The organism is Novosphingobium sp. (genome assembly GCF_030699305.1).
Lineage (GTDB): Bacteria > Pseudomonadota > Alphaproteobacteria > Sphingomonadales > Sphingomonadaceae > Novosphingobium.
Map to the genome: position 1 here is coordinate 1 of NZ_JAUYNB010000021.1, position 24,453 is coordinate 24,453.

At 64.7% G+C, this 24,453-nt stretch carries 26 protein-coding genes; 16 read left to right on the forward strand and 10 right to left on the reverse strand.

What is annotated here, in order from left to right; genetic code table 11:
• Positions 1 to 75: 75 nt before the first annotated feature.
• The 4 genes from Q8Q53_RS09095 to Q8Q53_RS09110 form a co-directional block, all read right to left on the reverse strand.
• Complete coding sequence (locus Q8Q53_RS09095; protein ID WP_305701451.1) at positions 76 to 963, reverse strand: SDR family NAD(P)-dependent oxidoreductase; 888 nt, start codon at positions 961 to 963, stop codon at positions 76 to 78.
• Positions 964 to 1,058: 95 nt separating this feature from the next.
• Positions 1,059 to 2,057, reverse strand: a complete 999-nt coding sequence (locus Q8Q53_RS09100) for a helix-turn-helix transcriptional regulator (protein WP_305701452.1) — start codon at positions 2,055 to 2,057, stop codon at positions 1,059 to 1,061.
• 6 nt (positions 2,058 to 2,063) lie between these two features.
• A complete protein-coding gene (locus Q8Q53_RS09105) occupies positions 2,064 to 2,765 on the reverse strand; it encodes an EthD domain-containing protein (protein ID WP_305701453.1) in 702 nt (233 codons plus the stop codon).
• Between the two features lie 19 nt (positions 2,766 to 2,784).
• Positions 2,785 to 3,546: an SDR family NAD(P)-dependent oxidoreductase gene (locus Q8Q53_RS09110; RefSeq protein WP_305701454.1), complete on the reverse strand. Its 762-nt coding sequence runs from the start codon at positions 3,544 to 3,546 to the stop codon at positions 2,785 to 2,787.
• Between the two features lie 109 nt (positions 3,547 to 3,655).
• On the opposite strand from Q8Q53_RS09110, the gene Q8Q53_RS09115 reads away from it, so the two are divergent.
• Genes Q8Q53_RS09115 through Q8Q53_RS09150 form a run of 8 tightly spaced genes read left to right on the forward strand, consistent with a single transcriptional unit; the run spans position 3,656 to position 10,030 of the window.
• On the forward strand, positions 3,656 to 4,423 hold the full coding sequence (locus Q8Q53_RS09115; RefSeq protein WP_305701455.1) for an SDR family NAD(P)-dependent oxidoreductase: 768 nt from the start codon (positions 3,656 to 3,658) through the stop codon (positions 4,421 to 4,423).
• Positions 4,424 to 4,440: 17 nt separating this feature from the next.
• Complete coding sequence (locus Q8Q53_RS09120; RefSeq protein ID WP_305701456.1) at positions 4,441 to 4,599, forward strand: hypothetical protein; 159 nt, start codon at positions 4,441 to 4,443, stop codon at positions 4,597 to 4,599.
• On the forward strand, positions 4,596 to 5,054 hold the full coding sequence (locus Q8Q53_RS09125) for a nuclear transport factor 2 family protein (RefSeq protein ID WP_305701457.1): 459 nt from the start codon (positions 4,596 to 4,598) through the stop codon (positions 5,052 to 5,054). The genes Q8Q53_RS09120 and Q8Q53_RS09125 overlap by 4 nt, the downstream gene beginning before the upstream one ends.
• Positions 5,051 to 5,953, forward strand: a complete 903-nt coding sequence (locus tag Q8Q53_RS09130) for an NAD(P)-dependent oxidoreductase (RefSeq protein ID WP_305701458.1) — start codon at positions 5,051 to 5,053, stop codon at positions 5,951 to 5,953. The genes Q8Q53_RS09125 and Q8Q53_RS09130 overlap by 4 nt, the downstream gene beginning before the upstream one ends.
• Before the next feature lie 4 nt (positions 5,954 to 5,957).
• Positions 5,958 to 6,752, forward strand: coding sequence for an SDR family NAD(P)-dependent oxidoreductase (locus Q8Q53_RS09135; RefSeq protein WP_305701459.1), 795 nt, complete (start codon positions 5,958 to 5,960; stop codon positions 6,750 to 6,752).
• A 2-nt stretch (positions 6,753 to 6,754) separates the two neighbouring features.
• Positions 6,755 to 8,446, forward strand: a complete 1,692-nt coding sequence (locus Q8Q53_RS09140) for an FAD-dependent oxidoreductase (protein WP_305701460.1) — start codon at positions 6,755 to 6,757, stop codon at positions 8,444 to 8,446.
• Entirely contained in the window at positions 8,443 to 9,258 is an 816-nt protein-coding gene (locus Q8Q53_RS09145; RefSeq protein WP_305701461.1) for an SDR family NAD(P)-dependent oxidoreductase, read from the forward strand. The genes Q8Q53_RS09140 and Q8Q53_RS09145 overlap by 4 nt, the downstream gene beginning before the upstream one ends.
• Positions 9,259 to 9,292: 34 nt before the next feature.
• Entirely contained in the window at positions 9,293 to 10,030 is a 738-nt protein-coding gene (locus Q8Q53_RS09150; RefSeq protein WP_371136538.1) for an SDR family NAD(P)-dependent oxidoreductase, read from the forward strand.
• A 26-nt stretch (positions 10,031 to 10,056) separates the two neighbouring features.
• Here the strand turns inward: Q8Q53_RS09150 and Q8Q53_RS09155 are convergent, their stop codons facing one another.
• Positions 10,057 to 10,854, reverse strand: a complete 798-nt coding sequence (locus Q8Q53_RS09155) for a phosphatase PAP2 family protein (protein ID WP_305701463.1) — start codon at positions 10,852 to 10,854, stop codon at positions 10,057 to 10,059.
• 59 nt (positions 10,855 to 10,913) lie between these two features.
• Positions 10,914 to 11,543 carry a nuclear transport factor 2 family protein gene (locus Q8Q53_RS09160; RefSeq protein WP_305701614.1) on the reverse strand — a complete coding sequence of 210 codons (630 nt, stop codon included), beginning with the start codon at positions 11,541 to 11,543 and terminating at the stop codon, positions 10,914 to 10,916.
• A 199-nt stretch (positions 11,544 to 11,742) separates the two neighbouring features.
• On the opposite strand from Q8Q53_RS09160, the gene Q8Q53_RS09165 reads away from it, so the two are divergent.
• Together Q8Q53_RS09165 and Q8Q53_RS09170 are read left to right on the forward strand one after the other, a co-directional pair.
• The gene (locus Q8Q53_RS09165; protein ID WP_305701464.1) at positions 11,743 to 14,061 is read left to right on the forward strand and encodes a TonB-dependent receptor; all 2,319 of its coding nucleotides are present in this window, start codon (positions 11,743 to 11,745) and stop codon (positions 14,059 to 14,061) included.
• A gap of 63 nt (positions 14,062 to 14,124) precedes the next feature.
• A complete protein-coding gene (locus Q8Q53_RS09170) occupies positions 14,125 to 14,865 on the forward strand; it encodes an SDR family NAD(P)-dependent oxidoreductase (protein ID WP_305701465.1) in 741 nt (246 codons plus the stop codon).
• Here the strand turns inward: Q8Q53_RS09170 and Q8Q53_RS09175 are convergent.
• The 4 genes from Q8Q53_RS09175 to Q8Q53_RS09190 are packed head-to-tail and all read right to left on the reverse strand — an operon-like array spanning position 14,854 to position 18,848.
• A complete protein-coding gene (locus tag Q8Q53_RS09175) occupies positions 14,854 to 15,324 on the reverse strand; it encodes a nuclear transport factor 2 family protein (protein ID WP_305701466.1) in 471 nt (156 codons plus the stop codon). The genes Q8Q53_RS09170 and Q8Q53_RS09175 overlap by 12 nt on opposite strands.
• Before the next feature lie 7 nt (positions 15,325 to 15,331).
• Complete coding sequence (locus Q8Q53_RS09180) at positions 15,332 to 16,789, reverse strand: FAD-dependent oxidoreductase (protein WP_305701467.1); 1,458 nt, start codon at positions 16,787 to 16,789, stop codon at positions 15,332 to 15,334.
• A 4-nt stretch (positions 16,790 to 16,793) separates the two neighbouring features.
• Positions 16,794 to 17,621 carry an alpha/beta fold hydrolase gene (locus tag Q8Q53_RS09185; protein ID WP_305701468.1) on the reverse strand — a complete coding sequence of 276 codons (828 nt, stop codon included), beginning with the start codon at positions 17,619 to 17,621 and terminating at the stop codon, positions 16,794 to 16,796.
• A gap of 12 nt (positions 17,622 to 17,633) precedes the next feature.
• Positions 17,634 to 18,848 carry an acyl-CoA dehydrogenase family protein gene (locus Q8Q53_RS09190; protein WP_305701469.1) on the reverse strand — a complete coding sequence of 405 codons (1,215 nt, stop codon included), beginning with the start codon at positions 18,846 to 18,848 and terminating at the stop codon, positions 17,634 to 17,636.
• Between the two features lie 177 nt (positions 18,849 to 19,025).
• Between Q8Q53_RS09190 and Q8Q53_RS09195 the strand changes: the two genes are divergently transcribed.
• The 6 genes from Q8Q53_RS09195 to Q8Q53_RS09220 are packed head-to-tail and all read left to right on the forward strand — an operon-like array spanning position 19,026 to position 24,453.
• Positions 19,026 to 19,793, forward strand: a complete 768-nt coding sequence (locus tag Q8Q53_RS09195) for an SDR family oxidoreductase (RefSeq protein WP_305701470.1) — start codon at positions 19,026 to 19,028, stop codon at positions 19,791 to 19,793.
• A gap of 5 nt (positions 19,794 to 19,798) precedes the next feature.
• Positions 19,799 to 20,725, forward strand: coding sequence for a VOC family protein (locus Q8Q53_RS09200; protein ID WP_305701471.1), 927 nt, complete (start codon positions 19,799 to 19,801; stop codon positions 20,723 to 20,725).
• Between the two features lie 2 nt (positions 20,726 to 20,727).
• Positions 20,728 to 21,606 (forward strand): CoA transferase subunit A, encoded by an 879-nt coding sequence (locus Q8Q53_RS09205; RefSeq protein WP_371136539.1) that lies wholly within the window; start codon positions 20,728 to 20,730, stop codon positions 21,604 to 21,606.
• Positions 21,606 to 22,400 carry a CoA-transferase subunit beta gene (locus tag Q8Q53_RS09210; protein ID WP_305701473.1) on the forward strand — a complete coding sequence of 265 codons (795 nt, stop codon included), beginning with the start codon at positions 21,606 to 21,608 and terminating at the stop codon, positions 22,398 to 22,400. Before Q8Q53_RS09205 ends, Q8Q53_RS09210 begins: the two co-directional genes overlap by 1 nt.
• 14 nt (positions 22,401 to 22,414) lie before the next feature.
• The gene (locus tag Q8Q53_RS09215) at positions 22,415 to 23,311 is read left to right on the forward strand and encodes an enoyl-CoA hydratase (RefSeq protein ID WP_305701474.1); all 897 of its coding nucleotides are present in this window, start codon (positions 22,415 to 22,417) and stop codon (positions 23,309 to 23,311) included.
• Between the two features lie 5 nt (positions 23,312 to 23,316).
• Positions 23,317 to 24,453, forward strand: a complete 1,137-nt coding sequence (locus Q8Q53_RS09220; RefSeq protein ID WP_305701475.1) for a nitronate monooxygenase family protein — start codon at positions 23,317 to 23,319, stop codon at positions 24,451 to 24,453.

Sequence of the window (24,453 nt, forward strand, 5' to 3'; positions counted from 1 at the left end):
AGTCGAGACACGCTGCGCGAGGTGTCTCGACTTCGCTCGACACGAACGGATGGATGGTGAAATTTCTGTGCTCGGTCAGTAAACCGCCGCCGGGTTCTTCGGGTTCGGGCTGCCCAGCATTTCGCGGTGCGAGGGGCGGTCGTTCCCATGGTCCTTGATCCCGAGTTCACGGGCGATTTCCGCGCCGATCAGGGTCTGGCCGGACAATTCGTCGCGGTTCGGGGCGCGGCTGATCGCGTCGATGATGTGGCCGGTGAACTCCGGGTTTTCGGCCATCGCCATGAACCCTTCGTATTGTTCGGGGTTCACGTCTCTGGCGATCATCGCACGTTCGGTGATTTGCGGCCCAAGCCAGATCGACACCGCAACCACGCCGGTTCCGCGCAAGTCATGTTCCATGTCGTGCGCCAGCTTGTCCAGCCCGGCTTTCTGCGCGCCGTAAGCCGGTCCGTGCATATAGCAGCTGGCACCGAACGACGATCCCATCGCAATGATCCCGCTGCCCTGCGGCACCATGATCTGCGCCGCGTGCCAGCTGGCGACATAGGCCGAGCGCAGGCCCACATCGAGGATCTTCATCGCGTCCAGCTCCTTCTCCCAGAAGGGCAGCTTCTCGATCAGCTGGTGGTGCATGTAGGCGGCGTTGTTGACCAGCACGTCGAGTCGGCCCTGCTCGTCGCGAATCTGCTGGAACAGGCGGGCGACTTGCGCGTCATCAGCATGATCGCAGACCACCGCAATGCCCTTGCCGCCGCGCTCGGTGATGATCGCGGCGGTTTCCGACACGGTGCCGGGCAGGACGGTGCCGTCCCAGCCCTTGGCATCACCCGGCGTGACGGTGCGGCCCGTGACATAGACGGTATAGCCCAGTTCCCCCAGCCCGCGCGCAATCCCCGCGCCCGCGCCGCGGCTGGCGCCGGTTACCAGTGCGACCTTGCCGCTGCCCACTTTGCTATCGCCCATCTTGTCTCTCCTGAAAGTCCTGGCCGTTCGTCTATGGCGTTTGCTGTCCGGCGCAACGGCCTTTGGTCACGCGGTGGCACGATCTGTGCCGGTTCTCAGCGCGGCTTGCCGACCTTCCCGGCCTTTTGCTGGCGGTATTGCAGCGGCGTCATGCCGGTCGCCCGGCGGAACGTGCGCGAAAAGCTGTTGGCGTGATCGAACCCGGCGGCCTGTGCAATCTGCTTCACCGTCAGCGCGGAGGAGCCGAGCATGGTCTTGGCCTGATTGACCAGATGCGTTTCGACATAATCCGAAATCGTCACGCCGGTCAGGTTCAGGAACTGACGGTGCAGATGCCGCACGCTGATCCCGCACAGGGCGGCGAGTTCCGGCACGCTGGGGCGGTTGCCGCCCGCTTCAAGCCGTTCACGCACGCGGCGGAACTGCCACGGGGCCAGCCGCCCGCCCGCCTTGGGTTCCAGGTCCTGATCAAGCAGGCGGGTGATCTCGATCTCCAGCAGCTTGACGTGGGCGGCCGCGGCGACGGGCGAGGCAAGGTGCGGGCTTTCCACCTCGCGCAGCATCATCCGCATCACCGCGCGGATCGTGTCCTGGCGGATGTTCATCAGCGTCTGCATCATCGCCAGCGACGGATGATGGCGACTGCCCAGCATCTCGCGCCGTTTCGCTTCGCTGAAGGTGCAGCGCAGGATCCGCATCTGTCCGCCCTGCGCGCGGGTCTTGATCGCGAGGCCGGGGTAGCGGATGAACAGGGTGCCCATGTGGCAATTGGTGCCGGGCGCGAGCGTCGGGAACATTGCCGAGGCATGATTGGCCAGCGGCGGCAGCGACATTTCGATCATCAGGTCATGCTCGACCATCACGTGTTCCGCCAGTTCGGGCCAGTGCCATTCCAGCACCTGCACCAGTGCGTCAGGCGTGACGACTTCTGCCAGGATCATTGGAGGAATGCTGGTTTCCTGCGCCACCTTGGAATCGCTGCTGCGCTTGGGCAGGGCGGCGGGCGAGCGGACAAAAACCGTGCCGGGCAAGTGATTGCCGTTCAACGGAGTGCCGGTGATCGGAACGGGCGTATGCGGCGTGATGCTGTGCATGATACCTCAACAATCGTACTGGCTGGTGGGAATGATATCGATCCGGGTAAAGTCGATGAAACGGCTGCAACTGTCCATCATCGTGGCCAGGTTCGCCTGGAGCTTTGCCGGATCGCCTGCGGCATCGAAGAATGCGGCCGGATCGTCCATCGCCTCGGCGGGGAAGCATTCCTCGACGAACGCGTCATAGGCCGGGGCATCTTGCGTCAGCGGGCGGACGATCAGGTTCTGGACATATTCGAAGTTCGCCTGGGTATCGATCGCCACGCGGGTGTGGTGCGAATGCCAGGCCTTGATCGCCTCGATCCGCGTCAGGTCCGGGCGAAACGTGATGAAGCTGGCCTGCGACCAGCCCCAGCCGCGCGTGCCGGTGGGCATGGGATGGGCGTGGTTGGGGATGATCGTCGATTCCGCGACCAGCCAGGCGGCAAACCGGCCTGAATGCGCGGACAATGCTGCATCAATGGCCGTGCGGAAAATCGCATTGGCGCTGGGCACCCAGAACTGCACGACGGCGTCCTGCTGGGGGGCCTGCCATTGCTGGATCAGCCGGTGGGCGGGTTCGACCGCGACGTCGCGCAAGTTGAGGCGAACCTTGCTTGCACCGGCAGCACGCAGCGCAGCTGGAAGGGACTGCACCAGCTGTGCATTGAACCCGGGCCGGTTCTGGTCCGGGGCGGCCCAGAGGGCAGCAATCACCTTTTCCATCGTGCCGCCTCCCTCTGGCTCAGTCGAAGTTCGCTTGCCCGCCGTCGAGCGGGATCGTCGCGCCGGTCAGGTAGGACAGGTCGGTGCCGCACAGCGCCGCGACCGCACGGCCGATATCTTCTTCCAGCTGGCCAATCCGGCCGAGCGGGATTGTGCGGAAGAACGCGGCGGCTTCTTCCGGGTTGTTCTCGACCCACCATTTCAGGCCGGGCGATTCCGCGTGCGGTGCAATGGTCAGAACGCGGATGTTCTCCCGGCCCCACTCTGCCGCACCGGCCCGGGTGAGTGCGCGGATCGCCTGCTTGACCGCCGCATAGGCACCGTATCCGGTCATGTCCCAGCGGATGCCCGCAGAGGAGGCCAGGTTGATGATCGTGCCGCCGCCGCGCGCGGCCATGATCGGCTGGACCAGTTTCATCAGCCGGAACGTGGCGAGCGGTCCCGATTCGAATCCGGCCAGAAAGGCCTCATCGGTCACGTCGAGCAGCTTGCCCTGCGGTACTTCCTGCGCGTTGTTGACCAGAATATCGACGCCGCCGAACGCGCCTTGCGCGGCGGTCACCAGTGCGGCCAGATCCGCCACATCCTTCACGTTGCAGGCCAGCGCCAGGGCTTTGCCGCCACGCGATTTTATCAGGTCGGCCGCTGTTTCGACCTTGCTGAGCGTGCGCCCGGCGAGCACAACCGACACGCCCGCCGCAGCCAGCGCGAGGGCGATACCCTGGCCGACACCCTGTCCAGCGCCGGTGACAATCGCGGTCTTGCCTTGCAAGTCAGTCATCCATTCCCCGTTCACGTAATTTTCGTCCGCCATATTTACGCATGGCGTTGACTTTGTCACCCATATAACCACAAATTGCGTTAAAGCATAGCGGGAGAGGAACTTAATCGTGATTCGTGATCTTACCGGGCGCGTGGCGCTTGTGACGGGCGGCAGCGACGGGATTGGTTTCGCCACGGCCAAACTGTTGCTGGAACGCGGGGCTATCGTTGCGATCTGTGCCCGCCGTCAGGAAAAGCTGGATGAGGCCACCGCCGCGCTCAGCGGGCTGGGCACGTTCGAAGCGCATCAGCTCGATGTGACCGATGAGGTTGCCTACAACGGCTTGATCGAGGATCTGGCCAAACGCCACGGCCGGTTCGACATGCTCGTCAACAATGCGATGTCCGTGCATTACGCGCCGCTCACGCAGCTGACGATGGCCCATTGGCGCAAGGATTTTGCAGTCAATGCCGATGCGGTGTTCACCGGCACCCGCGCGGCGATGCGGATCATGCTGAAGCAGGGTTCCGGATCGATCGTGAACATCGCTTCGACCAACGGGTTGAAGGCCGCGCCCTACATGACCAGCTATTCCGCATCGAAGGCGGCGCTGATCCACTTCACCGCCGTCGCAGCGATGGAAGGCGCGCCCTATGGCGTGCGGGTCAACACGATCGTGCCCGGCATGATCATGACCGCCGCGACCGAGGATTACCTCGCCAAGGCGGGTGAGCAGGGCCAGAAGACGATGGACGCGATCCCGATGAAGCGCGGGGCCAACCCGGTCGAAGTGGCCAGGGCGATTGCGTTCATGCTGTCGGACGAGGCCAGTTACATCACCGGCGTCGCCTTGCCGGTCGATGGCGGCAAGGCCGTCCAGCTCTATTTACCCTGATGCGAAAGAGTGCTGCCATGATCGACTTCACGGGCCAACACGTGCTGGACCGCGCGGTTCCCGGAATGCTGGCGGAGCAGATCGCCAGGACGGCGGGGTGGACCCGCACGCCGACGGGTGAATGGACGGCGGTGCCGATGGTCGTCGGCAATGGCCTGAAGATTCCCGGTCAATGACGCCGTCTGACGCTGAACTGGCCGATCTGGCCCGCCTTCGCCACGCGGCGGAAACCTATGCGCGCGGGGCAGATCGCAAGGATAAGGACTTGTGGAGCGCGGTGCTGGCGGCGGACTGCGTGATCGCGGGTCCGGGGTTCCGGACCGAGGGTCGCGATGCGGTGTTGGGCCTGATCGACACGCTGGGGCAGATGTTCCGCGCGACGCTGCACCAGATCCATCAGGTCACCGCGACGTTCGACGGCGATACGGCGACCGGTGAGACATACTGCATCGCCGAACACGTGCTGAAGGATTCTGACACCGTGCTGGTTTGGGCGATCCGCTATCAGGACCAGTGGCGGCGCGCGGACGGCGCATGGCAGTTCACGCAGCGCGAACTGATCGTCGAATGGGAAGAAACAAGGCCGGTCACGGTCACGGCCGGTGCGCCGGCGGGGGAGCAGGAAACATGAAAGTTCTGGTAGTCGGCGGCACGGGCGCGCTGGGCGGTCATGCCGCGATCCATCTGGCCGCGCAGGGCCATGACGTTTCGATTGGCGGGCGCAACCCAGCCAACCCGGATACGCCGATGGCGGCAATGCCGTTCGTGCAGGGTGACTATGTGGCGGGCGATTTCACGCCGCAGCGGCTGGCCGGGTTCGACTGGGTGGTGTTCGCCGCCGGGAACGATCCGCGTCATGTCCCGCAGGGGGCGGACTTTGCCGAATTCCTGATCAAGGCCAATCACGAAGCCGTTCCGGCCTTCTTTGCCGCCTGCCGCGAGGCCGGGGTGAAGCGCGCGGTGCAGCTGGGCAGCTATTACCATCAGGCCGCGCCCGAGCTGCTGGAAAACAACGGCTATATCCGTTCACGCAAGGCGGCGTGCGAAGGCGCGCGGGCACAGGGCGCACCGGGGTTCGATGTCGTCAGCGTCAATGCGCCCTTCATGGTCGGATCGGTGCCGGGGCTGCCGAGCGCGATTTTCGAACCTTATGTGCAATGGGCCAAAGGGCTGATCCCGATCGAGGCCTATGCGCCGACCGGCGGCACCAACTTCATGTCGTTCCGCTCGCTGTCCGAGGCGATACTGGGCGCGCTGGAGCGGGGTGAACCGGGCAAGGCCTATCTGGTCGGGGATGAGAACCTGTCATTCCGCGAATATTTCCAGCTGTTCTTCGATGCCGTTGGCAGCGCCGTGCAGGTGGAGGAACGCGATGCGGAAATGCCGCTGTTGCCCGATGTCGCGATCCCGCAGGGGCGCGGCAACTGGGTGAGGGTCAATCCGCCAGCGGACGAAGTGGCTTTGCTGGGCTATCGCCGCAATGACGTGGCGCAGGCCGTGGCCGACGTTGCAGTGCAGTTCGGGGGCTGAGGGCATGGCCGTTGCAGTCATCACCGGCGCGGCAGGCGGGATCGGCGCGGGTCTGGCGCGTGAGGCGGCGCGGCGCGGCATGCAGGTCGTGCTGGCAGACCGTGACGCGGATGCGCTGGCGCAAGTTGCCGCCGGAATCGGCGCGGCGGCGCTGGCGGTGCCGACCGATGTGACGGACGCGGCCTCGGTCGAGGCGCTGGCCGAGGCGGCTTATGCAACATACGGGCAGGTCGACCTGCTGTTCAACAACGCGGGCGTGCTGACCACAGGCTTCAGCTGGGAAATCCCGGCGGACAAGTGGCAGCAGTCGCTGGACGTCAACGTGACCGGCATCCTCAACGGCATCCGCGCGTTCGTGCCGCGCCTGCTGGCGGCGGATCGCCCGGCGCGGATCATCAATACGGCGTCGGTCGGCGGGTTCCTGCCATCGCCGCTGATGGCGCCCTATTCGGTGACGAAGTTTGCGGCTGTGGCGCTGACTGAATGTTTGGCGGGCGAATTGAAAATCGTGAAATCGCCGATCGAGGTGTCACTGCTCGCTCCCGGTCCGGTCAAATCCGGCATTTTCCGCGAAGCCCCGCCCGGCGTGGCCGAGCAGTTCCACCGCGCGATGGTGGATCTGCTGGAAGCCAACGGCCTGACCGGCGATGAATTCGCGCCGCTGGTGTTCGATGCGATCAAGCGCGGCGAATACTGGATCATCCCGCAGCCCGGTGCGTTCGAGCCGGGCTTTTCAAACCGCAACGCAGGGATCGCAGAGCGGCGGCCCCCGCAGTTTTTCCTGGTGGAAGAAGACTGAACATGACGGCTGGTTGGGACAAGGAAGTCGATGTGCTGGTGGTCGGCTCGGGCGCGGGCGGGATGCTTTGCGCGCTTGCTGCGGCAGACCGGCACGCCGATGTGATGATAATCGAAAAGGAACCGCTGTGGGGCGGCACGTCCGCCACGTCGGGCGCGGGGATCTGGATTCCGAACAGCGATGTGGCCAAAGCCGCCGGGTTCGTCGACGATCTGGACGATGCGTTTACCTATGTCCGCGCGCTGTCGGCGGACAACGTGCCGGATGAAAATATCCGCGCCTTCGTGACCAATGCTGCGCCGATGCTGCGCTGGCTGATGGACAACACGCCGATTGAATACATGGCGTTTCCCTATCCCGATTATCATGCCGAAAACCCGGGCGGATCGCCGACCGGCTTTCGCACGCACATGCCGATGCCGCTGGACGGGCGGGCGCTGGGCAAGGATGTGGAGACGCTGCGCTTCTCGTCCCCGGCGGCGAACCTGTTCGGCTATCTCAACTGGCATTTCGATGAGACGTATCTGCTGCTCTATCGCGGCAAGGGCTGGGCTACCCATCTGGCCAAATCGCTGGCGAAATACTGGCTCGACCTGCCGTTTCGACTGAAATCGCGCAAGGACCGCCGCCTGACGCTGGGCAATGCGCTGGCGGGGGGCCTGCGCATGGCGCTGAACCAGCGCGGCGTGCCGTTGTGGCTCGAAACGCCGATGACCGATCTGGTCCGCGACGGCGACCGGGTGACCGGCGTGGTCGTCACCCATCAGGGCAAGACGATGCGGATCGGCGCGCGCAAGGGCGTGGTGCTGGCGGCGGGCGGCTTTGACAAGAACCCCGAAATGCGCGCGCAATATGCGCCGCTCTATCCCTCGGCGCAGTATTCGGGCGGGATCACCGGCAACACCGGCGACAGCATCCGGGCGGGAATCGCGCTGGGCGCGCAGACGCTGAACATGCAGTCGGCCTGGGCCGCGCCGGTGTTCTACATTCCGGGCGAGGACCGGGGGCGGCTCTGCACGATCGAGCGCGCGCTGCCGGGCTGCATCATGGTCAATCAGGCGGGCGAGCGCTATCTGAACGAGGCCGCGTCCTATCACGTGACCGGGCAGGTCATGGCGCGGCATCAGCAGGAACATGGCAACACCAGCCCCAGCTGGATGGTGTTCGACGCCACGTACCGTGCGAAATTCCCGATGGGGCCGGTCTATCCCGGCGTGCCCGATTTCGCGCTGAACCCCCGCGTCCGCAAGATCCTGAAAAAGGGCCGCACGGTGGAGGAACTGGCGCGCAAGATCGGTGTCAATCCGGCCAGCCTCTCGGCCACGGTGCAGCGCTTCAACCAGAACGCTGCCAAGGGCGAAGATCCCGATTTCCAGCGCGGCGCGGCGGCCTATGACAAGATGTATGGCGATCCGTCGCAGACCCCCAATCCTTGCCTGCGGGCGCTGGACAAGGGGCCGTTCTATGCCCTGCCGATCTATCCCGGCGACATCGGCACCAATGGCGGCTTGCTCACCAACGCCAAGGCGCAAGTGATCGGGCAGGACGGGCAACCCATTCAGGGACTGTACGCTATCGGCAACAACGCGGCCTCGTCGATGGGTGAAAGCTATCCCGGCGCGGGCGTGACGATTGGCCCGGCGATGACCTTCGGCTTCATCGCGGCGCAGGACATGACAGGAGCAAATGCATGAGCGGCGGGCGATTGGCCGGGCGCGGGGCGATTGTCACCGGCGCGGGGCGCGGGATCGGCAAGGCGATTGTCGAGCGGCTGACGGCGGACGGTGCGCGGGTCGCCGCGCTCGACATGGACGAAGCGGCGGCGAAAGCCAGCGGCGCGGAGCTGGGCCTTGCCTGCAACGTGGCGGATTCGGCGGACGTTGCGCGCTGCATCGCGGCGGCGCGGGCCGCGTTCGGGCGGCTCGACATCGCGGTCAACAACGCCGGGATCGGCCGCGCCGAGGGCGATGGGTCAGACGAATTCTATGCCGCGATGGGCCAGCGCAACGCAGAACTGGCCGAGCATGGCAAGAGCGACGTGATCGTCGATCACCTGATCCACATGGGCGATGATGGCTGGGCGGGCGTGCTGGCGGTCAACATCAACGGTACGTTCTACGTCTGCCGCGAATTCACCCGTGTGCTGGCGCAGGACGGCAATCCGGGCGCGATCATCAACATCAGTTCGACCAGCGCCCAATCGGGCGAGGGCAGCGCGCATTACGTCACCAGCAAGGCGGCGGTGATCGGGCTGACCCGGCAGCTTTCGCGCGAACTCGCCCCGCGCAAAATCCGCGTCAACGCGGTCGCGCCGGGGCCGACCAATACGCCGATCATGTCGGGCATTCCGGCGGAATGGATCACCGCAATGGAAGCCAGCGTGCCGCTGGGCCGCATGGCCGACCCGGCCGAAATCGCAGCGGCGGTGGCTTACCTAGCGAGCGACGATGCCAGCTATGTCACCGGATCGGTGCTGGTGGCGAATGGAGGCAGCTATTTCTTCTGACCTCCGGCCGCGTCTCGGACAGCCCGGCAGCGGCGTGATTGTGACCGGCGGTGCGTCCGGCATTGGCCTGGCCTGCGCACAGGCGCTGGCAGCCGTGGGACGCGGCGCGGCGCTGTGGGACATCAACGGCGACAAGGCGCGGGCCGAAGCGGCGGCACTGCATGAGCAGACCGGAGTGCCTGCCATCGGCGTGGCGATCGACCTGACCGACCTGTCGGCCTATCCGTCGGCAATCGAGTCCAGCCGTGCGGCACTGGGATCGCTGGGCGGTCTGGTCCATGCCGCAGGCGTGGTCGATACCGGATCGCTCGACGGGCTGGACGAGGATGTCTGGGCCGCCGGGATTAATACCCACCTGCGCCCGCTGGCGATGCTCGCCAAGGCACTGCTGCCCGATTTCAGGGCCAATCCCGGTTCGGCGATTGTCGGCATTGCCTCGATCAACGCGACGCTCGGCCACATGGCCAACCCGGTCTACAGCGCGGCCAAGGGCGGGATGCTGGCGCTGATCCGCTCGGTGGCGGACCGGCTGGCGCAGGATGGCATCCGCATCAACGCGGTGTCGCCGGGGCAGATCCTGACCCCGATGCTGAAACCCACCGTCGATCTCTTGCCCAAGGGCACGTTCGAACGGCGCATCCTGCTGGAGCGGCTCGGCGATCCGGAGGAAGTGGCCCGCGCCGTGCGCTTCCTGCTGTCGGACGAAGCCAGCTATGTCACCGCCGCCGAACTGGTGGTCGACGGCGGTAACATCTCCTCGCAGCGGATGTAGGGTCAGGTAATAGGTCCTGACCCTAATCAGCCGCCCGCGAGCGCGCTGGCTTCCGCCGCGCAGTCGCGCGCCGGGGCCTGACGCGGCGCTGACGCAAGCTCTTCGCGCACGGCGGCGAGGTCGGCCTGATAGGCGGCATCGGCCTGCAACCGTGCATAGACGGCAGCGGCCACGATGCGGCCTTCCTCGACATCGCTTTGCCAGTGGACGTTGCAGAACCGGCGGCTTTCACCAAACGCCCGCCCGCGTGAGACCACTTGCGTGGCGCGATCCGGGACCAGTCCCGCCAGCATCAGTCCCCAGCCGAACCCGATGGCCGAATGGCCCGATGGGTACGAGCCATCCTTGCGCAGCATGGCATCCTGATCGGGCGTGCAGATTGGCCGCTTGTTCGTTTCGAACGGGCGATCACGATTGAACTTCTGCTTCGCGCGGTAGGTCGAAAAGCCGAAGTCGATGATGGTGCGGCGCAGCAACTTGTCGAGTTTTGGCGTGGTCTGCGGCGAAATCTCAAACCCTGCCGCGCAAGACAATGCGCCAGTGGCCTTGGGGCTGAATAAGTCCGCATCGCTGGCGGCAAAGGCCCAGCGCGGGGTGCTGCGCGCGGCCAGCGCAACCCTGGAGGCGGCCTTGTCGCGCGCCTCTGTGCCCGATTTCTTCGCAGGCGCGGGCGGAACCAGCGCGGCGCTGTCGGGCACGGCTTCAAGCGCGAGGTATCCCGGCACCATCCCCGGCGGCAAGCGGGGCGGGGCGCCAGCCTGTTCGGCCGCGACGGCAGTGCTGCCCAGCAGCAGCGCAGCAATCGTCAGGTTGCGGATGTTCATGGCAGTTTCTCCCCCGGTTCTGAGCGGTCCTACCATCGCTTCTGCCGCACCGTCACGGGTCAATCCGCACGAACTTTCACCTTTGGCGCATTCTGGCCGCGCCGCATCGTTTCAAGGAACTGTTCGAGCGGTGCGGGTTCGGCCACCGGTGTTCCGGCATCGCCTTCGCGCGCCCAGAATTCGGCGAAGCTGGGGAACAGCTTGTGGAAATTGCCTTCTGCCCATTCGGTATCGGGCCAGCGCATCTTGCGATCGCCGATCGGCGGCTGGTTGAGGTCGGTCGCATACCAGTAAAGCGGCAGGCGGCGCGCAAAGAACCAGCGGCCATCATGGCGGACATAGTCGTCCGAATACATCATCTGCATGATCACCCATTCGGCGCCGGTTTCATGCTCGTTCTTGGAATAGACGATGCCGTGGGCATGGTCGGCGTCATCGAATTCGATCACGTGTCCGCCGATGTGATGCGACGTGCCGGTGAAGGGCGAGCGCAGCGTGCGGTCCATATAGGACCGCAAGGCCTGTCGCCCGGAGGCATCCTTGCCGACCCGCACGTCTGCGGGGAACAGTGAAACCATCGCGTCCATATCCCGCATGTCCAGCGCCAGCGCGTACTTGGCGGGCAGCTGGCGGATGGCATCGAGCGATTCCAGCCGGTCGATCCGGGCTTCGAGCGAAAGGGTGGTCATGGTCATGGCGGCGGCGTCCTTCTGTGGCATAGCGGCAACGCAATGCGGAAAATTATGCGATATAATTTAGCTTATCGATTGGACTGGTTGCAATGGATAATCGAAAAGCGTATCTGACGGCCAACAATCTTACGCGAATGGTGGTTCGCGTGGCTATAATCGGAGGGACCCTATGCGCCACTTTGCCTTTGCTACTGCCTTGAGCACCAGCCTTGTGCTGATTCCCGCCCCCGCGCTTGCGCAAGACGCACAGAACGATGCCGAATCCGTCGGGATCGGCGATATCGTCGTCACCGCGCAGAAGCGTTCGGAAAACCTGCAGGACGTGCCGATTGCGATTTCCGCCGTCAGCAGCGCGTTCATCGAAAGCCGCGGGGTCGATTCCATCGACAACCTGGGCACCATTGCCCCGAACGTGAAAATTGAACGCGCGCCGTCGAGCAAGACGATTTCGCAGATCGCCATTCGCGGCTCGGTCACCATCAACCCCGCGATTACGTGGGAACCGGCGGTCGGCCTCTATATCGACGGCGTTTATATCGCCAAGGCGCAAGGTTCGATCTTCGACGTCGCCGATCTGGAGCGCGTGGAAATCCTGCGCGGGCCGCAAGGGACGCTCTATGGCCGCAACGCGCTGGCCGGTGCCGTCAACCTGGTGACCAAGAAGCCCAGCGGTGAAATGGGCGGCTTTGCCGAACTGACGTATGGCAGCTTTGATGAAATCAAGGTGCGCGGCTCGCTCGATCTTCCGCAGGTCGGGATCTTCTCGGCGAAGGTGTCGGGCCAGTACCGCAAGCGTGACGGGCTGGTGAAGCTGGTGCCGAACCCGGTGGCCGGCGTGTTCACGGCGCAGCCCAACAAGTTCAGCGATACCGACACCATCGACAGCGCCAGCGTGCTGGTGCAGCTGCGCGCGGAGCTGAGTGAAACGATCACCGCCGATTACACCTATGACTACAGCAAGCAGGATCAACGCCCGCCGTTCGCCCAGTTGATCAGCGTGAACCGCAACGGCGATCCGCGCGATATCTTCGATCCGAATTCGCCCAGCTATGCCTATGGCGGGGCGTACTTCCCACTCGACAAGTACACCAACCCCAACCGCGTCGAAACGGCGTCGATGGACGGGGCGGTCTATGAAAAGTCGCGCAGCTATGGCCACGCGCTGACGCTGACGGCGGAACTGGGCGATGCCACGCTGAAGTCGATCTCAGCCTATCGCGATCTGGCCTGGTCGGACGGGCTGGACCTCGATGGTTCGCCGACCCCGGTGGCGTTCACCCAGCGCATTACCGATTACAACGCATTCAGCCAGGAACTGCAGCTGACGGGCCGGGCGTTTGATGACCGGCTCGCCTATGTGCTGGGCGGGTTCTATTTCAAGGAAAAGGCTGAAACACTTGGCCCGCAATCGTTCTTTGGCGGCGCGGCCGATTACCAGTCGGACTATGGTTCCAACACCGAGGCGTTCGCGCTCTACACCCAGCTGGACTACAACCTCACCGATGCACTGAAGCTGACGCTCGGCGCGCGTTATACCCACGAAAAGAAGGATATCCGCCGGTACATGCGGATCAACTATGACGCGGCGAACGGCATCACCAGCCCGCTGGTGGTGGCCAACATCGCGTACGGCGCGGTGCCGGATGCGAAATACAACGACTTCTCGCCCGCCGCGACGATCAGCTATGCCGTGAACGATGATATCAACGTCTATGCCCGTTATGCGCGCGGCTTCAAGTCGGGCGGGTTCAACGGCGAAACCAACCTGTTCGCCGCGCCGACCGCCGCTTGCCCGACCGGGGCGCTGGAACTGTGCGAACCCTACCGCCCGGAAAAGGTCGACAGCTATGAACTAGGGCTCAAGACCCGGCTGCTGGACGGCAAGCTGATCTTCAACGTCGCCGCCTTCCAGGATGAGCACAAGGACATCCAGCTGTCGGTATTCACCGCCAGCGGCGCGGCGGCATCGATTGTCCGCAACGCGGCGGCAGCGCGCATTCGCGGGCTGGAGTTTGAAACCGTGGTCCGCCCGGTCGATGCGATCACGCTCAACGCCTCGCTCGCCATTCTGGACGCGAAGTACAAGAGCTACCTCGACGGCGGCGTTGATGTGTCAAACAACCGCGCGTTCCCGCACACGCCCAAGACCACCGCTTCGGCCGGTCTGGATGTGCGGCTGGCCAAGGGCGATTGGGGCAAGGTCAACGTCTATGCCGACGTGAACCACGTGTCGTCCTACTACACGTTCCCTTATGCCTTCACGACGCCGACGGTGTCCGATCAGGATGCGTTCAACACCCGGTCCAACGGGCGGACGATCGTGAACCTGCGGCTGTCGGTGGCGGATATTCCGCTGGGCGGCGCGCGCGCTGAAATCTCCGGCTGGGTGCGCAATCTGACCAAGGAAGCCAACGCGTCGAACTTCATCGATTTTGGCCCCGGCTTTGGCGGGCTGACGCTGGGGTACTTCCCCGATCCGCGCACGTTCGGCGTGACCGGCGCGGTCCGCTTCTAAGCTGGACAGACAAGGGCGCTCCGGACCATCCGGGGCGCCCTTTTCCTATCGGGAGAGAACTTGATGACACTGGCGGGCAAGCATGCGCTGGTAACCGGCGCGGCATCGGGTATCGGACGGGCCACCGCGATCCGCTTTGCGGCAGAGGGTGCGGTGGTGACGATTGCGGACCGCAACGCCGCAGGGCTGGCTGAAACGGCCGCGCTGATGGCCAGTGCGCCGGTGATCCAGACATTCGACGCGGCTGACTATGCCTCGTGCCGCGAACTGGTGGCGGTGGCGGCGAAGGACGGGCTGGATATTCTGGCCAACGTTGCCGGGGTGCTGGATTGGGGCAATTCGCTCGACTTTGATGAAGACCGGTTCGACCGGGTGATGCGGATCAATCTGGGCAGCGTGTGGTGCCTGTCGCGCGCAGCTTTGCCGCACCTGATCGAGAGCAAGGGCAACATCGTCAACACCGCTTCGACGGCTGCGTTGCAGGGGATTGCCTATACCTGCGCCTATGCCGCGTCGAAGCATGGCGTTGCGGCGCTGACCAAGAGCCTGGCCGTGGAATTCGCCAGCAAGGGCGTGCGCGTGAATGCGATCTGTCCGGGGCAGGTCAACACCGCAATGGGGCTGAGCGCGCCGCCGCCTGGCGATGTCGACTGGTCGCTGGTCATGCGCAACGCGCCCAAGCTGCCCAACGGATCGTGCGAGCCGGAAGATATCGCCGAACTGTTCGCTTATCTGGCCAGTGACCGCGCGGCGAAAGTGACCGGGTCGCTGTTCACGATCGATGGTGGTCAGCTAGCGGGGTGAGCCCGCCCAAGGCCGCAGCAATTCTCTCGCCGCTTCATCGCCTTGCAACAAGGCATTGTCGCGGCGGGTGACTTGCCAGCCAGAATCGCTGCGCGCCAAGACCCAGCGATTGGCGGCGACCCGCAGCACTTCAAACGCTGTTCCCGTCCAGCGCAGCACGACGCTGTGCCCGCGTGCGGTGGCAGAGTCGTCCGCCAGATCGATGGCGACCGGTCCCAGCATGTGCGCGCAGCCATCGGTCAGCAGTTGCTGATGATAGGGCGCGTTGATCAGCGCGGCGATTTCATTACGTCCCGTAGCATCGGCAAACCCGGCCACGCCGTAACGGCCGTCTTCGGACCATAACGCGGCCGCGTCCTGCGCCGCGCCGCAATCGGCCAGCGGGCCATAGCTGGCGATCAGTTCACGGATCGCTTCGCGGTCCTCAAGCGCGCGCAGGCGCTGCTCAAGGTCCGCCATGGTCCGTTCAACCCGCTGCTGCGCGTCCGGCCTGCCGCCCGAAGAACGTGCAGTCGGCCAGGCTCAGGCCCGATGAATAGCCATGCCCCCATGCGGGCAGGCCCGATGTGCAACGCCCCGCTGCAAACAGGCCGGGAATGGCCGCGCCCGCCCGGTCCAGCACTTCGCCAGCCGTGCTGGTGCGCAGGCCGCCGAGTGTGAAGAAGCTGAAATAGCTCGACTGGAAATTGAGTTCGAGCGCGACGAACGGTCCCTGATCGAGCGGGGTCAGGATTGGCGGGCGCTTGCCGAACAGCGGATCGCGGCCTTCGCGGGCGTGTTCGTTATAGACCGCCATGGTCGCGCTGAGCGTGCCCTTGGGCAGTTCCAGTTCCGCCTCGACCTCGTCCCAGCTGTCGCCGGTCCCGGCGATGGTGATCCGCGCGAAGTCCATCGGCTGCACGAAATGCGCGTTGTCGAGCAGCAGGTAGACCTTGCCGCCGGGCTGATCGACCGCGCAGCGGCTGACCCGGCCGTGATAGCAATCCTCGTTGATGAAGCGCGCGCCTTGGGCGTTCACGAACACGCCGCAGGCGTGGCTTTCGGGCATGGTCCACGGGCAGGTGGTGAAGAATTGCTCCATGTGGATCGCATCGCCGCCCGCGCCGAGGCCCAGTTCGATGCCGACGCCGTCGTCCTTGTCGCCGATCGGATCGCTCAGCCTGAAGGTTTCAGGGCAGTATTTGCGGCGCATATCTTCGTTGAACACGAAGCCGCCCGTGGCCAGCACCACGCCCTTGTCCGCTTTCACGAACCGGGTCTGGTTGTCGATCCGGACCACGACGCCGACGATCTTCGCGCCATCGCGCACCAGCGCCACGGCGCGGGCATCGGTGACCACGTCCACACCCTTGGCGCGGGCGCTGGCTTCCAGAATATCGACCAGCGGGCGTCCGCCGCCCCAGCCCATGTGCTGGATCACGTGGCCGCGCGGGGCGGGCTTGGCGATGTCGCAGAACGGCGCGGCGGCCTCGCTGCCGGACCAGATCAGGGTGGAATCGTCAGTCGGCTCGATATGCTTGCCGGGCAGGAAATTGCCGCGATACGGCACGCCCTGCGCCTTCAGCCAGCCGAAATGGTTGAGCGCCTCGGTGGCATAGAGATCGCACTTGGCCTTGTCCGCGCAAGCGCCCCCGGCGGCCTTCAGATAGGCTGCGAAGTCCTCGGTCGTGTCGGAAAAACCGGCGGCGATCTGGGCATCGGTGCCGCCGTTGCCGCCGATATAGATTTCCCCGCCCGACAGCCCGGATGCGCCGCCGCTGCCCGAATTGCGTTCGAACAGCATGACTTTCGCGCCCGCATCCGCCGCTTCGATTGCCGCGCAGGCGCCGGTGGCGCCGAACCCGATCACGGCCACGTCGGTGCTGAAATCCCACTGCGGAACGTCAGCGGCGGGGAAGGGCACGTGCCGCGAAATATCGGTCATCGGATCAGGCCTTGTGCGCTTTCAGGAAGTCGATGGCATAGCTGTTGAATTCGGCGGCGCGTTCAACCTGCACCCAGTGGCCGGTGCGGGCGAAGGTGATCGCGCGCACGTCATCGCAACTGTCCAGGAACAGGCGCGCGTGCGCTTCGGGGCAGAATTCATCGTTCAGGCCCCACAGCACGAAGATCGGCTGCTTGATCTCACCCAGACGCGGCGACAGATCGGGGGTGCGCATCCGCACCAGCACGTCCTTGGGCTGGGTGCGGGCGACGGCAAAGCGTTCCGCGATCAACTCGTCCGAAATGTTCGGCGCGAAATCGGGGTGGACCAGATTGGACACCAGCCGCTTCTGCTCGGCCAGGTTGAAATCCGGCCCGCCGAAGTTGGACACCATCTTGGCGATCCCCGGCATCACGAAATAGCTTTCGCGTTCCGCCACGCAGCCCGCTGCCATCAGCACCAGCGAACTGGTAAACTCCGGATGGTCGAGCGTCAGCTGCAACGCGATCCCGCCGCCCAGCGAATTGCCGACCAGTGCCGCGCGTTCCACGCCGTGCTGGCGCAGCGCGTCATAGACCGTGTCGGTGAACAGCTGCAGCGTGTAGTCGATCCCTTCGGGCTTCGATGACGCGCCGTACCCGATCAGGTCAGGCAGGATCACCCGGAAGCCCGCGTCCACGAATGCATCGATGTTCTGGCGAAAGTTCGATGCACCCGACGCGCCCGGACCGCTGCCGTGGAGGAACACCACTGCGGGGCCGGACCCGGCCTCCGCCACGTGAATGTCGTAATCGCCCGCAACGCGGTAGGTCGCCTGTTTCAGTTTGGTCATGCTGCGCCCCCGTTACTGGAAGGTGAAAGTCGGCGCTTCGCCGAACATCGCGCCGACCACGTCGCCGTAGCGGTTACCCGGATCGTTGGCGACGTGGGCGCGGCCCGCGTTGATATCCAGCCAGGGCTGAATGATCTCGCTGGTCATGTAGACCGCGCGGCCGCCCAGCAGCTGCACCATGTCATCGACCAGATCGGCCAGCCGGCGCACCACGCTGGAGGAGTTGTAGGCATAGAGCGAGCGCTTCTCCATCGGGATCGGCTCGCCGCGTTCGGCATAGACCATCAAGTCATCGAAGGTCAGCCGCAGGGTGGTTTCCATTTCCAGGATCTGCGCGTGCGCCCTGGCAATCGCCGCCTGAAGATAGGGGTCGGCTTTCGATGCCTTGCCGGTGTTGGTCGAAACGCGGCTTTCCATGATGCTGGCCGCCGCTTTCACGGCTGCCCGCGCACCACCGAAGGCGGCGGTTGAAACCGAGCGAACGAACACTTGCGCCCACGGCAGCGAATAGAGCGGACCGGTGTTTTCAGCCTGACCGGGGTTCTGGCAGAGGAATCCGTCGCTGGCCTTGTGCGTGCGATATTCCGGCACGAACACATCGCTCACGTGGATGTCGTGGCTGCCGGTCCCCTGCAAGCCAAAGGTGTGCCAGGCGTCGCGGTCAATCGTATAGTCGCTGCGCGGCAGCAGGAAGGTGCGCATGTCGAACGGATCGCCATCCTTTTCCGGCGGTACGACCGCGCCCAGCAGCACCCAGCCGCAGTGGACCGATCCGGTTGAAAAGCCCCAGTGGCCCGACAGCCGGAAACCGCCCTCAACCCGCGTCACTTTCCCGACTGGCTGATAAGTCGACGATACCAGCATGTCGCTGTCCGAAGCCCAGACTTCTTCCTGCGCTTCGCTGTGGAACAGCGCCAATTCGTAAGGGTGGCAGCCGACCACACCGTACATCCAGCCGGTCGACATGCAGCCTTCGGCCAGCGCCTTTTGCACGTCGAAGAACACGTTGGGGTGCATTTCATAGCCGCCCCAGCGTTTGGGCTGGAGGATCTTGAAAAAGCCGGCCGCTTTCATTTCCGCGATGGTCTGTTCCGAGACGTCGCGGTTGGCGATGCATTCTTTCGCGCGCGATTTCAGCACTGGAATCATGGCATGGGCACACGCCACGAGTTCTTCCGGTGCGGGGCTGATCGGGGCGACAGAAATGGACACTGCGGCGCTTGCCATAAGAGCGGCTCTCCCTTGCTCGAATCGTGCCGGCTCATTGGCCAGCCTTCGTAATTTTTTCTGCCATCGAATACGCAAATCGTCAATTGAAAAGCATTCCGGCTTTCGATAATGAAGATTTTCGAATCCGTGAAACAGGCAAACCCTGCTTTGACGGCATTATGGGGAGAGTGGGCTGTGAAAGGTGGCAACGCCATCGATCTGACCGGGCGCGTGGCAATCGTGACGGGCGGTACGCGCGGGCTGGGCAAGGATATTGCCGCCGCGCTGGCACAGGCGGGCTGTGCGGTGGTCGTCTGCGGCCGAAACGCGCCTGCTGAACTGCCGGACGGCGTGTCATTTGTCGCCGCCGACATTCGCGAACCGGACCAGGCCAGGGCGCTGGTCGATCACACGATTGCGGCGCACGGGCGGCTCGACATCCTGGTCAACAATGCCGGTGGATCGCCGACGGTTGAGGCGGCGAGGGCCAGCCCGCGCTTTTTCGATTCCATCCTGAAGCTCAACCTGCACGCCCCGATGTACATGGCGCAGGCGGCCTATCCGCACATGGTTGCAGCGGGCGGCGGCAACGTGATCAACATTGCCAGTGTATCGGGCATCCGCCCGTCACCCGGCACCGCAGCCTATGGTGCTGCGAAGGCGGGCCTGCTGAACCTTACGCAAAGTCTGGCGCAGGAATGGGGTCCGCAAGGCGTGCGTGTGAACGCAATTATCGCTGGGCTGATGCAAACCGAAACTGCCGATCTGACTTACGGCGATGCGCAGGCCCAGGCCGAAGTCGGCCGGTCCATGCCGCTGGGCCGCATGGGCACCGGATCGGACATCGCCGGGGCCGTGCTGTGGCTCTGCTCCGATCTCGCCAGCTGGGTCAGCGGTGCAAGGATCAACGTCGATGGCGGGGGCGAACGCCCCTACTTCCTCGACCTCGTGAAAGGAAATTGACAGCTATGGGCATCAAGGCGCTCGGCTATGTGGTGATCGAAACCGCGCAGCCGGACAGATGGGATCACTTCCTGACGCAAGTCGCAGGTGTGATGCGCGCACCCGACGCCGCCGATGGCGCGGCGCTTTACCGTGTCGATCAGCGCCCGTTCCGGTTCCGGATCGAGCAGGGGCGGCGTGAGTATTTCCTGGCCGCCGGGTACGAAGTGGCTGATGGTGCTGCGCTTGAGGCGCTGGCCACCGCGATTGGCGCTGCGGGCCGTCCGGTTGAGCAGGGCAGCCCTGCGGATGCCGCGCTGCGCGGGGTGGCAGCATTCTTCCGCACCAGCGATCCGGCGGGCAACGGGCTGGAGTTTTACCATGGCGACAGCGCGACCGACCTGCCGTTCGTCTCCCCGGTGGGCGTGCCGTCGTTCGTGACCGGCGCAATGGGCATGGGCCATGCGGTGTTCTCCGCGCCGAACTTTGACGAATGCGTGACGTTCTACCGCGATGTCGTGGGTTTCCATGAAACCGATATGCCGCGCTTTGAACTGTTCGGACCCGAAGGCCCTTCAATGGGCTTTGCTTTCATGCACGCCGACAATGGCCGCCATCATTCGATCGCGCTGGGCGAAGGGCCGATCCCGCCGTCTGGCGCGGTCCACATCATGCTGGAAATGCCGACCTTGATCGAAGTCGGCAAAGCGCACGACCGGATGAAGCAGCACGGCTATCCTGAAAGCGCCACGCTGGGCAGCCACGTGAATGACGAAACGACCGGTTTCTATGTCCAGACCCCCGGCGGGTTCGATCTGGAAATTGGCTTCGACAGCCTGGTGATTGATCCGGTCAACTGGAAAACCACCCGGCACACCGCCATCAGCGTCTGGGGCCATGACTGGGCCTGGATGAAGGCCTTGAACGAACAGCAACAGAACGCGGCGGAATGAACATGCTCGATAAACGGATGACGCCGGCGGAAATCGTCGCGCAACTGAAAGACGGAATGACGCTGGGGATCGGCGGCTGGGGCCCGCGGCGCAAGCCGATGGCGCTGGTCCGCGAAATCCTGCGGTCTGACCTGAAAGACCTGACCGTGGTCGCCTATGGCGGCGCGGACGTGGGGATGCTCTGCGCGGCGGGCAAAGTGAAGAAACTGGTCTTCGCGTTCGTCAGCCTGGACGCGATCCCGCTGGAGCCGTGGTTCCGTAAAAGCCGTGAGGCCGGGCAGATCGAGGTGATGGAACTCGACGAAGGCATGTTCCAGTGGGGCCTCAAAGCCGCCGCGTTCGGTCTGCCGTTCCTGCCGACCCGCGTGGGCCTTGGCACCGATCTGGCGGACCTCGGCGGGTTGAAGCACGTGCAGTCGCCCTATGATGATGGCGAAGTGCTGATCGCGATGCCCGCGCTGAAGCTGGATGCGGCGCTGCTGCACGTCAACCGCAGCGACTGGCGCGGCAACGTCCAGCTGTTCGGGCCGGATGCCTACTACGACGAATGGTTCGCCAAGGCGGCGGTGAAAACCTACCTCAGCTGTGAGGAACTGGTGGACAGGATGGAGGACCATTATCCTGACACCGCGCAGGCCAACGTGTTCGAACGCTGCTTCGTCAGCGGCGTCACCCATATCCCGTGCGGCGCGCATCCCGGTTCGATGCCGCCGGCCTATGGCTGGGACATGAAGGCGTTCAAGGCCTATACCGATGCAGCGAAAGATCCGGGCGACTGGAACGCAGTCAAGGACCGTTTCGTCGGCGCGGATGAGGCCGCATATCTGGAATCCGTTGGCGGAAAGGAGGCGGTTGCGGCTCTCCCGCTGCCGGTGTTCTGATGAGCGAAGTTACCCTGGCAGAACTCTGCATTTTCGCAGCTTCGGAAGCGTTCCGGGGCAATGGTGAAGTCGTCGCGACCGGCGTTGGCCCGGTCCCGCGTCTCGGCGCGAGCTTGGCCAAGCTGACTCATACCCCCGAACTGATGATGACCGACGGCGAGGCCTATCTGGTTGAGCAGCCCGTGCCGCTCGGCCCGCGCGGGGATTATCAGCCCAAGTTTGCCGGACACCTGCCGTTCTCGCGCTTCTTCGACAGCGCGGTGTGGAGCGGGCGGCGTCATGCGATGGTCACGCCGACGCAGATTGACCGGTTCGGGCAGATCAACCTGTCGCAGTTGGGCGGCACGCACCAGCAGCCCAAGACGCAGATGCTGGGTGTGCGCGGATTTCCCGGCAACACGATCTACCACCCCAACAGCTTCTTCTTCCCCAGCCATACGCCCCGCGTGTTTGTGGCCGGTGAAGTCGATATGGTGTCGGGCGTGGGCTATAACCCGGCGAAGCGCGTGCCGGGGGGGAACTATTCCGCCGTCGATCTGCGCGTGATCGTGACCAACCTGTGCGTGATGGACTTTGGCGGCACGGACAACGCGGTCCGCGTCGTGTCGCTGCACCCCGGCGTGACGTTCGAGCAGGTGCAGGAAGCGACCGGCTTCGCGCTGGAGCGCGGTGCGCTGACCGAAACGTCGCTGCCGGGAGCCGAGGAACTGGCGATCATCGCCCGGCTCGATCCGCACAATATCCGCGCCAGTGTCATCAAGGATAACCCGCCAGCCCGTCCCGGGCAGGCCTGAGGGGAGAGAGAACCATGAGCGATCTAGTCGAGCCGAAACAGGTGGACGTCGTTTACGAAACCGACCAGCCGGTGCTGTATGAAGTGATCGATGGCGTGGCCTGGGTCACGCTCAATCGCCCGGACTTCAACAATGCCCAGAACGGGCAGATGACGTATGCGCTGGATGATGCGTTCATGCGCGCGACCAACGACGATGCGGTGAAGTGCATCGTGCTGGCGGGCAACGGCAAGCACTTCAGCGCGGGCCATGACATCGGCACGCCGGGGCGCGATCTGTACACGCAGTTCGAAAACCGCCTGATGGTGCCGCCGCACGTGACGCGCCCCGGTGCGGAACTGCTCTACACGCGCGAGCAGGAACAATACCTCGGCATGTGCCGCCGCTGGCGCGACATTGCCAAGCCGACCATTGCCATGGTGCAGGGCGCCTGTATCGCGGGCGGACTGATGCTGGCGTGGGTCTGCGACCTGATCGTGGCAACCGATGACGCATTCTTCCAGGACCCGGTCAACCGCATGGGCATTCCCGGCGTGGAATACTTCGCCCACGCGTTTGAACTGCCGCCGCGCGTGGCCAAGGAATTCCTGCTGCTGGGTGAACGGATGAGCGCGAGCCGCGCCGAACAGTTCGGCATGGTCAACAAGATCGTGTCCCGCGCGGAACTGCGCGACACGGTTGCGGCGATGGCGGCCAAGCTGGCCGCGCAGCCGCGCCTTGGCAACTGGCTGACCAAGCAGGCGATCAACCACGTCGAGGAACTGCGCGGCAAGCGGACCGCGATGGATGCGGTGTTCCACATGCACCACTTTGCCCACGCGCAGAACGATCTGGTGATGGGCAATTCGCTGGGCGGGCTGGACGGCAAGACCATGGCGGCGCAGAACAAGCAGCAGGCCAAGGAAGGCTGACCGGCGTGATCGAAACTGCGCTGACACAGGCACTGGGCTGCCGTGTTCCCGTGATCCAGACCGCGATGGGCTGGATCGCGATGCCCGAACTGGTGGCCGCCTCCAGCAATGCCGGGGCGTTCGGGTTCCTGGCCTGCGCGGTGATGACCCCGGCCGAGGCGCGGGCGGAAGTGGCGCGGCTGCGCGATCTGACGGCGCACAATTTCGGCATCAATTTCCACAGCTTCCAGCCGGGCGCTGCGGAAATCGTCGAAGTGATCCTGGCCAACCGCGACCGGGTGCGCGCGGTCAGTTTCGGGCGCGGTCCGGATTCGAAGATGATCGCCCGGTTCAAGGATGCGGGTATCCTGTGCATCCCCACGGTCGGCGCGGTGAAGCATGCTGAAAAGATGGTGCAACTGGGCTGCGACATGGTCGTGGTGCAGGGCGGCGAGGGCGGCGGGCATACAGGATCGGTCCCCTCTACCGTGCTGCTGCCACAAGTGCTGGACGCGGTGGACGTGCCGGTCGTCGCGGCGGGCGGATTTGGCGACGGGCGCGGGCTGGCGGCGGCGCTGGCCTATGGTGCCTGCGGCATCGCGATGGGCACGCGGTTCCTGATGACGGCGGAAAGCCCGGTCCCGGCCAGCACCAAGGGCCGCTATGTCAAAGCGGGCACGAACGACATCGTCGTCACCACCAAGGTTGACGGCATCCCGCAGCGGATGATCCTGAACCCCGCGCTGCAGCGCATCGAGCAGTCCGGCCGGATCGGCATGTGGCTGCGCGCGGTGGAGGCGGGGCTGGCGATGAAGCGCCAGACCGGCGCATCCTTCGCGGACCTGTACCGCGCGGCGAAGGGCATGACCTCGCACGGCGGGCTGTCGCTGATGCAGGCGATGATGGCCGCAGCCGCCCCGATGTTGATCCAGCGCGCCGTGGTCGACGGCGCTGACGCAGACGGCCTGATGGCCACCGGTTTGGTGGGCGGACGGCTGGGCGACCTGCCGACCTGCGCCGCCCTGATCGACAGCATCGTGGCGCAAGCGGACGCGCGGCTGGCCGCGCTTTGCCAACATTCAAACACCCCGCCGTTCGTGTCGAGCGAAGTCGAGACACGGGTGCCGGGCTTCTCGACTTCGCTCGAAGCGAACGGAGAATAA